This is a genomic window from Komagataeibacter rhaeticus, from assembly GCF_011611525.1.
In the GTDB taxonomy this organism is placed as follows: domain Bacteria; phylum Pseudomonadota; class Alphaproteobacteria; order Acetobacterales; family Acetobacteraceae; genus Komagataeibacter; species Komagataeibacter rhaeticus.
Genome location: NZ_CP050139.1, coordinates 1,837,914 through 1,850,494 on the forward strand (window position 1 = coordinate 1,837,914; position 12,581 = coordinate 1,850,494).

The window sequence follows — 12,581 nt, forward strand, 5'->3', positions numbered from 1 at the left end:
GGGACTTCGCCCTAGCGCGCCTGTTCTTCCGCCGCCGCCGTGCGCCACAGCGAAAGGGCGACCGCAATGACCGTAGGCCCGATGAACAGCCCCAGCAGGCCAAACATGTGCAGGCCCCCCAGGATAGCGGTCAGCACCGCAAGGAAGGGGATGCTGGTGCTGCCGCTGATCAGCCTGGGCCGGACAAAATGGTCGCCCGCGCCATAGGCGATGGCGCCGATCACGCCCACGATCACCGCCTGGGTCACGCCATTGGCGGCAAACGTCATGAGCATGGTGGCACACAGCAGGACCGGCCCGCAGAAGGGGATGATGCTGACCACCGCCGTCAGCAGCGTCAGCAGTGCCGGGTGCGGCGTGCCCGCGATGAAATAGCCGATCCCCACCAGCACGCCCTGACCCAGCCCCACCAGCACCAGCCCTGCCACCGTGCCCCGCACGGCGCCCACGGTGTTGCGGATCACATCCCGCGCGCGCGCGCCCAGAAAGCGGCTGCCCACGGCGCGGATATCGGCCTGCAGCGTGCGTGACGCCGCAAGGTAGAAATAGACCGACAGGGTGGCGATGACGAAAGTCTCGGTCATGTCCATCACGCGATGCGGCAGTTCACGGCCGTCGCCGGTCGCGAACATGCGTGAGGCGACGGCCGTCCAGTGGCGCAGTTCCTCGGGGTCGGACAGGTAATGCCGCCACAGCCCGGCAAGGCGCGGCCCGATGTGCGGAATCGCGGCCACCTGCGGCGAGAGCGGAATGCCATCATGCAGCGCGCCACGCCCCCATGCCATGAGCGATGGCAGTTCCATCCCCGCCCGGACCGCCATGGCAATCATGGGCACCGCCAGCAGCGCGAAGATGGCCGCCGCGATCAGCCCCGCCGCCAGTCCATTGCCCATGCCCCGCTGGACCAGCCTGCGATAGAGCGGATAGGTGGTGATGCTGAGGATTCCCCCCCACGCGAAGGCGAACAGGAAGGACTGTTCGATCCATGCGGAAAACAGCAGCACCACGCATACGAACATGAAGGTGCCGATATACTGGGTCCGGCTTCGGTTTTCATCCATGGGGCTGGATCTGTCCTGTTATGTTGGGATGAAGGGCCGCCACATGCCCGTGCAGCGTCCCGAACCTGCAATGTAACACAAACGCGGCGCCCGCTAAGGGTGATAATGGAGCGCGCGACGGGCAGCAGGCCCTGATAACCGGCCCGCGCACCGTGCCATCAGATGCATGACCACGGCGCGCCCGCCGGCCTGACGGCGCCGGTGGCCCTGGCATGCGTTCAGTCCTCGGCCAGACCGGCCACCCGGGCATGGCGCAGGGCCGGGCGGTACTCGTGCAGTGCGGCCACCATGGCCGCGTGCGCCGCATCCTGCGCCGCCAGTCGCGCCATGGTCGCCCATGCCGTCCGGGCCACCGCGCGCTGGACGGGCAGGGGGGGCAGGGGCAGTTCAAGCGAGGCAAGGGTGGCGGTATCCACCTCGGCAAACACGCTACCCCCCGCACGCTGGCGCAGCACGGGGGCATGGGCGCGCAGAAGGAAGGCCGCATAATCCAGTGCCACATCCCCCCCACGGGGCACCAGCGCCTTGCAGCCCTGGCTGACCGATACCGCCACCTCCGTCATGCCAACCCGCCCCACCGGCGCACGGGTGGACACGACCAGCGCGCCAGGCGGCACGAGCGTTGCCCGGCAGGCGGCCAGCCCCGCAATACTCAGGCCGCGCGCGCCATGGCGCAGCCTGACGGGTGCCCCGGCCGGCAGGTCGGCGGGGGTGAGCCATGGCACGTCCCCGCCCCAGCAGTCGGCCCGCGCGGTAGGGGGCGTGCCCCCGCCCACGATATCAAACACACTGCCCAGCAGCCGGACCGGATGGCCCCCATCAGGCTGCACGGCATGCCACAATGCGGCATCGGCCTGTTCGCGCGCCAGTGCCGCCTGCACCGACAGTTCATGCAGCTGGCGCGCGATACGTGCCAGCGCGCCATCCAGTTCCCGCGCAATGCGGCGCTGGCAGGCAGGCGGGGGACAGGGGACGGGCAGGCTGTTCATGCGCGCACGCGTCAGCTTGGGGCGTGTCGCGCCTTCCACATACGCATCATAGGCCACGGTATTGAGCGCATGGGCCACAAAGCGCCCGTCCACACCCGCGCGCGGACGCAGCACATGCACATGATTGCCCGCCCACAGCGGTCCTTCATGGAAAAACGCCACATCCCGCGCGGGGTCGAGAAAGGGGGCGCCATCCTCCCCCAGCAACACGAGCGGACCATCAAACAGGGCACGGTCCACATGGCCGATCACACCGCTGGCACCATGATAGGGCACATGGCCGGGACAGCGCGCGCGCTGCGCGCGGCTGAGCGGGATGCGACGGGCATCCAGGCATTCCACCAGCGCGCCCAGCGGCACGCATGGCCATCGCCCTTCCCGCGCGTTCCGCCTGCCGTCATGTCCCTGCATGGGGCGGTGGTGAAGATAAAAGGGGTTCAATGTCAAGCATATCCGGTGCGTACTGGCAGGCCGTGGCCAAGTAGTATAACCATGGGCGGGCCCGCGCGGCCTGCGGGCGCAGGACATGGCCGTACCGCGCCATGGATGATGACAGGGTTTCATGACACGTCCAGCCAGACCATTCAGGGCGGAATTAGGCGCCATCCTTGCCATAGCCGGGCCGATGGGCCTTTCGCAGTTCACACAGATGCTCATGGGGCTGACCGATGACGTGCTGCTGGGCGGGATCGGGGCACAGGCGCTGGCGATAGGGGGCCTGGCCACCGGCACGTTCTTCACGCTCAACGCCATCCTTGCCGCCATGATCGAGGCGGGCGGCATCCTGCTGGCCCAGGCGCGCGGACGCGGAGACCATGCCAGCCTGGGCGCCATCATCACCTCCATGCTGGCGGTCGCCTGCGTGCTGTGCCTGCCTGAACTGTTCTGCCTGTACCATGTTGACCGGCTGCTGGCATGGCTGGGCGAGCCTGCGGGCATCCGCGCGCCGGTCACGGATTTCGTGCATATCCTGATGTGGGCGGTGCCACCCGCGCTGATGGGACAGGGCATTCTGGCCACCGCCCTGCCGGTCATGGGCGCGCAGGGTATCCTGATGCGCGTCATGCCCGGCATCATGGTGCTCAACGGCGTGCTGAACGCGACCCTGATCCATGGCTGGTTCGGACTGCCCGCGCTGGGGCTGCATGGCTCGGCCATGGCCACCGTCATCACGCTGTGGTGCATGCCGGTCGTCCTGCTCTGCCTTGCGGTGCGCATGCCCGCGCTACGCCAGGGCCTGTGCCCGCGCGCACATGACTGGGGGCACACGCTGGCCCTGCTGCGCACCGGGCTGCCCATGCTGGCAAGCGCCATGGCGGAGGTCACACTGTTCCAGACCAACAGCCTGGAGGCCGCAACCCTGGGCAGCAACGCGCTGGCGGCGTTCCAGATCATGCTGGGCATCGGCCTGCAGTCCTTCACGCTGTACATCGCACTGGGACAGGCGTGCAACATCCGCGTGGGCTACTGGACCGGACGGGGCGACCCCGCCATGGTACGCAGCGCGACCGGGGCGGGCATGGTACTGGGCATAGCGCTGGCTGGCGCCGCGACCCTGCTGCTGGCGCTGGGGCGGCATGACATTATCGGCTTCTATCTGGATACGGCGCGACCCGCCAATGCGCAGGCGGTGCGGATTGCACTGGACGTGCTGCTGATCGGGGCGGTGTTCCAGCTGCCCGACGCCCTGCAGGCCATTGCCACCGGCGTGCTGCGCGGGCAGGGAGATACCACCATTCCCATGCTGGTGGCCATTGCCGGGTACTGGGGCATCGGCTTCCCGGGGGGGCTGTACCTTGCGTTCCACCGTGGCCTGGGGGCGTGGGGGCTGTGGTGTGGCAACGGGATCGGGCTTGTATGCGTATCCCTGCTGCTGGGCGCGCGCATCCTGTGGCGCCTGCGGGCGCGGCGGGCAGGGTAGCGCACGCCATGCCGGCTACAGGCGCTTGTGCATTTCCTCACGGATGCTGTTGCACTTCTTGGTAAATACGGCGGCCTGCGAGGCGGTCATGAAATTGATCAGGAACGCCCCCAGCAGCGAACAGAAGGACAGGATGATCAGCACCCGGCCCATAAGCGATATGGTGCCGCTGTAATGCTCGGCCGAATACCACAGCAGCCCCAGGCTGATGACGGCGCCGAACACGCCCAGCACGCCGGTGGAACGGATGAGCGATTCCTCCTCGCGGATGAAGGTGGAGGATTCCTGCCATAGCACGAACAGCTTGCGGTCCATTTCCTGCACCGCTGCCGCGTAGTCCTCGGCATCATCGGGATGCTGGTGATCCGTGCCGCCCCGGTGCAGTTCAAGCTCCTGCCGGGCCTTGGAAAAGACGCGCCTGCGTTCCTTTATGGCGGGCAGGCTGATATCGACAAAGCTGAGAATGGCGACATTCAATCCCGCCGAAAGCTGGATGACCGCCTGGAAATCACCCCAGATCACAGGTTGCCCCCCAACAAGGGCCGATAAGACTGCGCACTGTAGAAAATCCTGATAGATTGGCCTTTTCCCGCCCATGCGGGCTGCATGCCGGACCCCGGCGCACCATACGCCCCGCCAGCACGCCTGCGTTCAGGACTAGCACGAACCGCCATGAATATCCATGTTCCCACCACTTACGAGATTTACCGCGGCTGGCAGTCCGTGCAGGGCACGGGACTTGAAATCGGCACGACGCTTGTGCTGGGTCTGGGCATGGCATGCATGCTTGGCATTCTTGCATTCCTGCTGCCCACCTTTATCGCCTGCCGGCGCAGGGTGCACAATGCGGCGGTGGTCGCCGTGGTGAACTGCACGCTGGGCATGACCGGCATTGGCTGGGTCATTGCCCTGCTGATGGCCTGCATGCTGGAGACGGATGCCGCCCGCCATGCCCGCCTGCGCCACAATGGGCAGACCTTCCTTGGCACGCCATAGCATCAGGCTGCCCCCTTTGCGGGCCGGGCGGCCTTCAGGGCTCCGTCGTAAGCCGGTCCGGTGAAATGGGGTTCATGTGCCGTGCCTGTACGGATGCGCGTGCGAATGTACCTTCCATCTTCAGTACGAACGGTCCCGCTGGGTCACCATAGGCGCGCGCGCTGAGGGAGATGCCACTGGACGTAAAGATCTCAATGACCGACGCATCGACCAGAATGTCGAGCATGCCCTGTTCAGCCAGGGGTAGTGGGGCGGCTTCCCCATTGGCAATCAGTTCGCGCCCGGGCCGGTAAGGATCATAATCAAGGTCAAGGAACGCATCGCGGTTGCCAAAGGTGATCCGCCCCGCCGCCATGGCGGAAAAGGAGACGCGGATACGGGCATTCGGCCCCTCGGCATGGCCCGGCACCCGGCCATCGCCCTGCATGAACATCGCGCCCTCAAGCATGGCGATGGCGGGGTGCGGGTCAACCCTTACATGGCCATCCGCCCCGATGCTCATGACGCGCGGCAGGGACATCACGCCACTCCACCCCGCCTGCATGGCGGCCTTGGCCCGTTCCGGCTTTTCCTGAATCCAGCCCCACAGCACGCGCCTGCCCGTGGCATCCAGCATGCTGCGCGCGGCATAGAACCGGCCATAACCCAGTTGCACGACATGACGGGGGCGAAAATCATCCCGGACGAACGTGCCCACGGCGGCATAAACCGCATCGGCCAGTGAATAGACAAGGACCTGACTGTTATCGAGCGCAAAAAAGTCCGGACATTCGATTGCATCGTCATACCCGCCAGGGATATGGGTCGGCCCGTACAGAACCTTGCGGTATGTCCATGTCAGCAGGTCGGGGCTGTCGTAAAACAGCACGACGCCACCCGGCCCCGTGGGGGAAGCATGCACGTTGGCACCCAGTACCATGCACCACCGGGTTGCCTGCTTCCACACCATCGGGTCACGAAATCCCTCCACCTGCAATCCATCGGGCGGGGTGGCGATAACGGGCACCGGGTGGCGCGTCCAGTGCATCATGTCCAGGTCAGATGTGGCCATGCACTGCACTGACGGCTCGATGCCGGTATAGAACGCCACCGCCCGGTTGCCATCGATTACCACGCTGCCACTGAATACGCCCTGTGCATCCGGGCCACCGGGCACGGGAGCCAGCGCGGCAGGCAGGTTGCGCCAGTGCACAAGGTCCGTGCTGGTCGCATGCCCCCAGTGGATATCGCCAAAAGCCGCCTTGTCAGGCCCCCACTGGTAGAACATGTGATAGCGCCCTGCCGCCCAGACAGGCCCACAAGGGTCGTTCATCCAGCCATAGGGGGCGAGCAGATGGTATTGCGGGCGCAGCGGGTCGCTGGCCAGGGCCTGCGCCGGGGGCAGGCGTGACGGCCGTGCCTGCACCTTCCACCCGACTGTGCAGGAAAGCATGCCAAGACCGCCAATGACGGAACGCCGGGAAATTTCGGGCATTTCTTCCTCAGTCCATTTCGGTATCGTTACTATTGGCCAGCATGCCCGCCCCTGACAAGGCCCCGCAGATATGCCACGACCCGCCCCGCGCAACCCCACATGAAAAAGGGGACGCGCCCTGCGGCACGCCCCCTTTTTTTGGTCTTTAACGGAAAAAACGGCTTACTGCTGCTTGTACAGCAGCCGTGCCCGCAGCGTGCCCTTGAGTGCCCGCAGGCGGTCAAGGATACGGTTGTCCTTTTCCACATCGCGGCCGGTATCGGCCTCGACCACCACGTAGCCCAGTTCACCCGCCGTCTGCAGGTACTGCGCGGTCACGTTGCAGGATTCAGAGGAGAAGATCTCGTTGATCTGCAGCATGATGCCCGGCACGTTGCGGTGCACATGCATGAAGCGCGTGCCATGCGGGTTTTCGGGCAGCTGCACGGTCGGGAAATTGACCGCGCCCAGCGTGGAGCCGATATCGGAATATTCCACCAGCTTGCGCGCCACTTCCACGCCAATGCGCTCCTGCGCTTCCGCCGTGGAGCCACCGATATGCGGGGTCAGGATCACGTTGTCCAGGCCACGCAGCGGGGTTTCCAGCGCCTCGCCCGCCTGCTTGGGCTCCTTGGGGAATACATCAATGGCCGCACCCAGCAGGTGTCCGTCCTTCAGGGCCGCGGCCAGCGCATCAAGGTCGACCACATTGCCGCGCGCGTTGTTGATCAGGAAGGACCCCTTCTTCATCGCACGGATCTGGGCTTCGCCGATCATGCCGGCGGTCTCGGGCGTCTGGGGCACATGCAGGCTGACTACGTCACTGACGCCCAGCAGGTGCTCCAGCGTGTCGACCGGGGTGGCGTTGCCATGCACCAGCTTGTCGATCACATCGTAATAGAACACGCGCATGCCAAAGGCTTCGGCCAGAACGGAAAGCTGCGAGCCAATGGAACCATAGCCCACGATACCCAGCGTCTTGCCGCGCACTTCCCAGCTGTTGGTGGCGGATTTCTTCCAGATGCCGGCGTTGCATTCTTCCGACTTGGGGAAGATGCGACGCATCAGCATCACGATCTCGCCCATCACCAGTTCGGCCACCGAGCGGGTGTTGCTGTAGGGGGCATTGAAGACCGGAATGCCCGCCTCACGCGCCGCACCCAGGTCAACCTGGTTGGTGCCGATGCAGAAGCAGCCGATGGCGATCAGGCGATCCGCCTTCTCGATCACTTCGCGCGTCAGCTGCGTGCGCGAGCGGATACCGACAATATGCACGCCTTCCAGCGCCTTCTCCAGCGCTTCGCCTTCCAGGGCGGTCTTGAGGCGGGTTACGTTTTCGTACCCGTTATCCTTCAGCAGGTTGACGGCACTGTCATGTATGCCCTCAAGCAGCAGGATGCGGATCTTGTCCTTGGGAAGGGAAAGGTGGCCGTTGGGTTGGCTGGTCATGTCACGTGCTCCCGCTTTTGGTACACTCGTCAGGGTGGGTCGTCCCTATCCGATTGGCCGCCCGCCCGCTAGGGGAAAGATGCAAATTGGCCCATGGGCCTTATGCGGCGGGTTACGCCGCAGGCGTGTCCAGCAGGGCCGTGACGCGGGGCAGCAGGCGCCCGTCACCCACCGCCAGGACCGTGCCGTCACCATCGGCGCGCAGGGGCTGGCCCGACCAGTCGGTCATGCGGCCGCCGGCCCCTTCCACGATCGGTACAAGGGCGGCCCAGTCCCATATCTTCATGGTGCATTCGGCAATGATGTCGATCTGCCCCAGCGCGAGCAGGCCGTAGGCATAACAGTCCCCCCCCCAGCTTGTGCGCCGGACGGCGGCGGCCAGGGCGTCAAAGCCGGGGCGGTGGGGGGCATCGAGTATTTCCGGCGCGGTGCAGGACAGTTCGGCTGCCGCCACCTGCGCGCAGGCGCGCGTGGCAGGATGACCGGGCAGGGCGGACAGGTAGCGCGTGGGCGCGCCACGCAGGCCGATCCACCGCTCGCCCGTGACCGGCTGGTCGATCAGGCCCAGCACCGGCACATCGTTATGCAGCAGGGCGATCAGCGTGCCGAAGGTGGGCCTTCCGGTAATGAAGGCCCGCGTGCCGTCAATCGGGTCAATGACCCAGCGATAGGGGCTTGCGGCCGCCTCCAGCCCGAATTCCTCCCCCATCAGGCCAAAACCGGGCAGGCGTTCGGACAGTACAGCGCGAATCGCGCGCTCCGCCGTGCGGTCGGCCACGGTGACGGGGCTGGCATCGGCCTTGTCATCCGCACGCACGCCACGGCGGAAGAAGGGCAGCACCACACTGCGCGCCACATCGGCGGCGGCGGTGGCGGCTTCCATTACGGCATCATGCGGGAAGTCGGGGGGGAGGGCGGTCATTCCGGCTTCTCCGGGTGCAGGCTGCGCAGATAGGCGATGACATCCGCCCGGTCGGTATCGGACTCAATGCCGGGAAAGGACATCTTGGTGCCCGGTGCGTATTCCGCCGGTCCCTTCAACCAGGCGGACAAGGTGGTGCTGGTCCATGTCTCGTCCCTGTGCGCCTTCAGCGCGTCCGAGAATTCATAGCCCGGTATGTCCCCCACATGCGTGCCCACCACGCCGTACAGGTCCGGCCCGATTATGGCGGGGCCGCCGGGGGCCATGCTGTGGCACATCGCGCATTGCCGTTCGGCAATGCCGTGGCCCCTGTCCACACTGGCCCTGGCCACCAGTTCATCAATGGATGGCCCCTGCCGTGCGGCGGGGGGGCGGGGTATGGCCACGCCGGGCCGGGCGGGCAGGGGTTCAGGCACCGCCGTATGGGCAATCCCCCAGCTTGCGCCCACCGCCAGCACGGCAATGAGACAGGCCGCCCCAAGCTGGTTGAGCCTTACGCTATCCATGAAATGCCGCACCCTTCCACTGTGGTTGCATGAAAACCGCTCCTTACCTAGACTGCCGCGCGCCCTGTGTGAAGCACGCGGGGCGCGCGGCGGCGGGCCCCCTGCCATCGCTACAGATTACGGATGGCCCAGACCCAGATCCCATGAACCCCATTGTCCTGATACCCGCCCGCATGGCCTCGACCCGCCTGCCGGGCAAGCCCCTTGCCGACATTGCCGGCCATCCCATGATCGTGCATGTGCTCAGGCGCGCGCAGGCGGCAGGGATTGGCCCCGTGGCCGTTGCCACGGCGGAGCGTGAGATCGCGGAAGTCGTGGAACGGGCGGGCGGCACCGCCATCCTGACCGATGCCAGCCTGCCATCGGGTTCCGACCGGATCTGGCAGGCGCTGTGCAGGCTGGACCCGGCCGGGGCGCATGACACCATCATCAACCTGCAGGGCGACCTGCCGGGTGTGGCGCCGGAATGCCTGCGCGCCGTCCTGCGCCCGCTGGACGATGCCACGACCGATATCGCAACCCTTGTCGCCCCGGTGCGTGACAGGGCGGAAGCGGAAGCCCCGTCAGTGGTCAAGGTCGCGTGCAGCCTTGACCCCCATGGCGGGGCGGACGTGGCGCGCGCGCTGTATTTCTCCCGCCTGCCCATCCCGTGGGGGCAGGGGCCGCTATGGCATCATGTCGGCATTTACGCCTATCGCCGCGCGGCGCTGGCCCGCTTTGTCAGCCTGCCCGAAAGCGGGCTGGAACAACGTGAGAAGCTGGAACAGCTCCGCGCGCTGGAAGCGGGCATGACCATAGGCTGCGCACGCATCGGCACCGCCCCCTTTGGCGTGGATACCCCGGCCGACCTGGAGCGGGCGCGCCGGACACTGGGGGTCGCGGCATGAGCAGGCCGGGCATCATCGCCTTCCAGGGCCGTCCGGGCGCCTATTCGGATCTGGCCTGCCGCACCGCGCGGCCCGGCTGGGCCACCCTGCCATGCCAGACCTTTGCCCAGGCCATCGGCGCCGTGCATGACGGGCTGGCAGATCAGGCCATGCTGGCGTGCGAGAACAGCCTGGCGGGACGGGTCCCCGACATCCATGCCCTTCTGCCGCAGGCGGGGCTGTTCATTGTGGGTGAACATTTCCAGCGTGTGGAGCACTGCCTGATGGGCGTGCCGGGCAGCACGCTGGGTGCGGCAAAACGGGTGCATACCCATCCCGTGGCCATGGCGCAGATACGCGGCGTGATTGCCGAACTGGGACTGGAGCCGGTGGTGGAGTTCGATACCGCCGGTGCGGCCGAAATGGTGCGTGAGTGGGGCCGCAGGGAAGACGTGGCCGTGGCCTCCGCCCTGGCGGCGGAGCTGAACGGGCTGGAAATCCTGCGCCGCAATGTGGAAGACGCCGCGCACAACACCACGCGCTTCTATATCGCCTCACGCAGGCCCGTGGCCCTGCCCCCGGCGGGGTCGGATTACATGACCACGCTGCTCTTCCGCATCAACAACCATGCGGGTGCGCTGTACAAGGCCCTGGGCGGTTTCGCCACGACGGGGGTGAACATGACCCGGTTGGAGAGCTACATGCTGGAAGGTTCCTTTTCCGCCACCCAGTTCCTGCTGGACGTGGAAGGCCACCCTGACACACCCCCCCTGGCGGAAGCCCTGCGGGAACTCTCCTTCTTTGCGGAACAGCAGGAGATCCTGGGCGTCTATCCAGCCTCCGCCTTCCGTCGCCAGACATGAGCGGGCGGCAGGGGAGCATGCCACCATGTTTTGCCCCCGGTGGCGTATTACCTGTATAGTAATGCGCGAGACGGGGCAGCCAGACGATACCGCGGGAATGCCAGCCCGGTGGCGCCCGCATAGAAAAAAGATACAGGATCCAGGTGGAAACAGCCATGTTCAAGGGTTCCATTACCGCCCTTCTTACCCCCATGAATAAGGATGGATCGCTGGATCTGCCCTCCATGGGCCGCTTCATCGACTGGCAGGTCCAGCAGGGCACCAGTGCCGTGGTCCCGGTCGGCACAACAGGGGAAAGCCCGACGCTTACGCATGATGAACATGCGCAGGTAGTGGAATTCACCATCAAGTCGGTTGCCGGGCGGGTTCCGGTCATCGCGGGGGCCGGTTCCAACAGCACGGCGGAAGCCGTGGGCATGGCCCAGCAGGCCCAGCGCGCGGGGGCGGCAGCCGTTCTGGTGGTCACGCCCTACTACAACAAGCCCACACAGGAAGGGGTGTACCGCCATTTCATGACCATTGCGGATGCCATTGGCATTCCCATCATCCTGTACAACATTCCCGGCCGTTCGGTCATCGACATATCGGTCGAGACAATGGCCCGCCTGGCCCAGCACCCCAACATCATCGGGGTCAAGGATTCCACCGCCAATCTCCTGCGCCCGCTGCTGGTGCGCCGGGCGGTGAAGAAGCCGTTCAACCAGATCTCGGGCGAGGACGGAACAGCGGTTTCCTTCCTGGCCGCAGGGGGCGATGGCTGCATCAGTGTGACCGCCAACGTCGCCCCCGCCCTGTGCGCGCAGGTGCAGCAGAGCTGGGCGGACGGCAACGTGATGAATGCCATGGAACTGCAGGACCGCCTGCTGCCCCTGCACGATGCGCTGTTCTGTGAAAGCAACCCCGTACCCGCGAAATTCGCGGCCAGCGTGCTGGGGCTTATGGGCGAGACCTGCCGCCTGCCGCTTGCCCCCCTGAGCGATGCGGGCCGCACGCAGGTCAAGGCTGCCCTCGATGCGGTCGGACTGCTGGGCTAGGCACATGGCAGCAAAAAACAGGGGCAGCGGCATGATCTCCACCGGGATCGCCGCCCAGAACCGCAAGGGCCGCTTCAACTACACCATTGTCGAGACGGTGGAAGCCGGGCTGGTGCTGAAAGGGCCGGAGGTCAAGAGCCTGCGCATGGGCCGGGCCACCATAAACGAAGCCTATGCCGGTGAGCGCAACGGCGAGCTGTGGCTGATCAACAGCTACATCCCCGAATATCAGGGCGGGGTGCTGTCCCGCTTTGAACCGCGCGCACCGCGCAAGCTGCTTTTGCACAAAAAGCAGGTGGACAAGCTGCTGGGCGAGACGGCGCGCAATGGCGTGACCCTTGTGCCGCTGGACATCCATTTCAACAGCCGTGGCCTGGCCAAGCTGACGCTGGGCGTGGGTGAGGGGCGCAAGAAGGCCGACAAGCGCCAGGCCATAGCCGACCGTGACTGGGCACGCGACAAGGCCCGCCTGATCCGCAACAAGGGGCGCGACGATTAAACGCGTGCACCATGGGGAACCG

General features: G+C 66.0%; 13 protein-coding genes. 6 read left to right on the forward strand and 7 right to left on the reverse strand.

Translation table 11 applies throughout. The annotated features are described in order from the left end of the window. Positions 1 to 11: 11 nt before the first annotated feature. Complete coding sequence (locus GWK63_RS08325; protein WP_040000118.1) at positions 12 to 1,061, reverse strand: AI-2E family transporter; 1,050 nt, start codon at positions 1,059 to 1,061, stop codon at positions 12 to 14. Between the two features lie 218 nt (positions 1,062 to 1,279). After that, positions 1,280 to 2,491 (reverse strand): restriction endonuclease subunit S, encoded by a 1,212-nt coding sequence (locus tag GWK63_RS08330; protein ID WP_223846501.1) that lies wholly within the window; start codon positions 2,489 to 2,491, stop codon positions 1,280 to 1,282. Between the two features lie 121 nt (positions 2,492 to 2,612). Between GWK63_RS08330 and GWK63_RS08335 the strand changes: the two genes are divergently transcribed. Continuing rightward, positions 2,613 to 3,971, forward strand: coding sequence for an MATE family efflux transporter (locus GWK63_RS08335; protein ID WP_040000116.1), 1,359 nt, complete (start codon positions 2,613 to 2,615; stop codon positions 3,969 to 3,971). 15 nt (positions 3,972 to 3,986) lie between these two features. Here the strand turns inward: GWK63_RS08335 and GWK63_RS08340 are convergent, their stop codons facing one another. After that, positions 3,987 to 4,493 carry a hypothetical protein gene (locus GWK63_RS08340; RefSeq protein ID WP_034928353.1) on the reverse strand — a complete coding sequence of 169 codons (507 nt, stop codon included), beginning with the start codon at positions 4,491 to 4,493 and terminating at the stop codon, positions 3,987 to 3,989. A gap of 150 nt (positions 4,494 to 4,643) precedes the next feature. On the opposite strand from GWK63_RS08340, the gene GWK63_RS08345 reads away from it, so the two are divergent. Next, positions 4,644 to 4,967, forward strand: coding sequence for a superinfection immunity protein (locus tag GWK63_RS08345; protein WP_007400580.1), 324 nt, complete (start codon positions 4,644 to 4,646; stop codon positions 4,965 to 4,967). A 34-nt stretch (positions 4,968 to 5,001) separates the two neighbouring features. On the opposite strand, the gene GWK63_RS08350 is transcribed toward GWK63_RS08345, so the two are convergent. The 4 genes from GWK63_RS08350 to GWK63_RS08365 all read right to left on the reverse strand — a co-directional run bounded on the left by GWK63_RS08350 (position 5,002) and on the right by GWK63_RS08365 (position 9,297). Further along, complete coding sequence (locus GWK63_RS08350) at positions 5,002 to 6,441, reverse strand: glycoside hydrolase family 32 protein (protein WP_007400579.1); 1,440 nt, start codon at positions 6,439 to 6,441, stop codon at positions 5,002 to 5,004. A 162-nt stretch (positions 6,442 to 6,603) separates the two neighbouring features. Continuing rightward, positions 6,604 to 7,869: a phosphoglycerate dehydrogenase gene (gene serA / locus GWK63_RS08355; protein WP_007400577.1), complete on the reverse strand. Its 1,266-nt coding sequence runs from the start codon at positions 7,867 to 7,869 to the stop codon at positions 6,604 to 6,606. Positions 7,870 to 7,981: 112 nt separating this feature from the next. Then, positions 7,982 to 8,791, reverse strand: a complete 810-nt coding sequence (locus GWK63_RS08360; RefSeq protein ID WP_007400576.1) for an inositol monophosphatase family protein — start codon at positions 8,789 to 8,791, stop codon at positions 7,982 to 7,984. Beyond that, positions 8,788 to 9,297: a c-type cytochrome gene (locus GWK63_RS08365; protein WP_007400575.1), complete on the reverse strand. Its 510-nt coding sequence runs from the start codon at positions 9,295 to 9,297 to the stop codon at positions 8,788 to 8,790. The genes GWK63_RS08360 and GWK63_RS08365 overlap by 4 nt, the downstream gene beginning before the upstream one ends. Positions 9,298 to 9,440: 143 nt before the next feature. On the opposite strand from GWK63_RS08365, the gene GWK63_RS08370 reads away from it, so the two are divergent. The 4 genes from GWK63_RS08370 (at position 9,441) to smpB (ending at position 12,559) form a co-directional block, all read left to right on the forward strand. Next, positions 9,441 to 10,184: a 3-deoxy-manno-octulosonate cytidylyltransferase gene (locus GWK63_RS08370; RefSeq protein WP_007400574.1), complete on the forward strand. Its 744-nt coding sequence runs from the start codon at positions 9,441 to 9,443 to the stop codon at positions 10,182 to 10,184. Beyond that, positions 10,181 to 11,026: a prephenate dehydratase gene (locus GWK63_RS08375; RefSeq protein ID WP_007400573.1), complete on the forward strand. Its 846-nt coding sequence runs from the start codon at positions 10,181 to 10,183 to the stop codon at positions 11,024 to 11,026. The genes GWK63_RS08370 and GWK63_RS08375 overlap by 4 nt, the downstream gene beginning before the upstream one ends. 155 nt (positions 11,027 to 11,181) lie before the next feature. After that, the gene (gene dapA / locus GWK63_RS08380; RefSeq protein WP_034928339.1) at positions 11,182 to 12,060 is read left to right on the forward strand and encodes a 4-hydroxy-tetrahydrodipicolinate synthase; all 879 of its coding nucleotides are present in this window, start codon (positions 11,182 to 11,184) and stop codon (positions 12,058 to 12,060) included. Between the two features lie 4 nt (positions 12,061 to 12,064). Continuing rightward, positions 12,065 to 12,559, forward strand: coding sequence for an SsrA-binding protein SmpB (smpB, locus tag GWK63_RS08385; protein WP_007400571.1), 495 nt, complete (start codon positions 12,065 to 12,067; stop codon positions 12,557 to 12,559). The last annotated feature ends 22 nt before the right edge of the window (positions 12,560 to 12,581 follow it).

Bases quoted from the DNA above. Each gene is read 5' to 3' on its own strand.
- GWK63_RS08325 (WP_040000118.1), bottom strand. From the start codon at position 1,061: ATGGATGAAAACCGAAGCCGGACCCAGTATATCGGCACCTTCATGTTC.
- GWK63_RS08335 (WP_040000116.1), top strand. From the start codon at position 2,613: ATGACACGTCCAGCCAGACCATTCAGGGCGGAATTAGGCGCCATCCTT.
- GWK63_RS08345 (WP_007400580.1), top strand. From the start codon at position 4,644: ATGAATATCCATGTTCCCACCACTTACGAGATTTACCGCGGCTGGCAG.
- GWK63_RS08350 (WP_007400579.1), bottom strand. From the start codon at position 6,441: ATGCCCGAAATTTCCCGGCGTTCCGTCATTGGCGGTCTTGGCATGCTT.
- serA (WP_007400577.1), bottom strand. From the start codon at position 7,869: ATGACCAGCCAACCCAACGGCCACCTTTCCCTTCCCAAGGACAAGATC.
- GWK63_RS08360 (WP_007400576.1), bottom strand. From the start codon at position 8,791: ATGACCGCCCTCCCCCCCGACTTCCCGCATGATGCCGTAATGGAAGCC.
- GWK63_RS08365 (WP_007400575.1), bottom strand. From the start codon at position 9,297: ATGGATAGCGTAAGGCTCAACCAGCTTGGGGCGGCCTGTCTCATTGCC.
- GWK63_RS08370 (WP_007400574.1), top strand. From the start codon at position 9,441: ATGAACCCCATTGTCCTGATACCCGCCCGCATGGCCTCGACCCGCCTG.
- GWK63_RS08375 (WP_007400573.1), top strand. From the start codon at position 10,181: ATGAGCAGGCCGGGCATCATCGCCTTCCAGGGCCGTCCGGGCGCCTAT.
- dapA (WP_034928339.1), top strand. From the start codon at position 11,182: ATGTTCAAGGGTTCCATTACCGCCCTTCTTACCCCCATGAATAAGGAT.
- smpB (WP_007400571.1), top strand. From the start codon at position 12,065: ATGGCAGCAAAAAACAGGGGCAGCGGCATGATCTCCACCGGGATCGCC.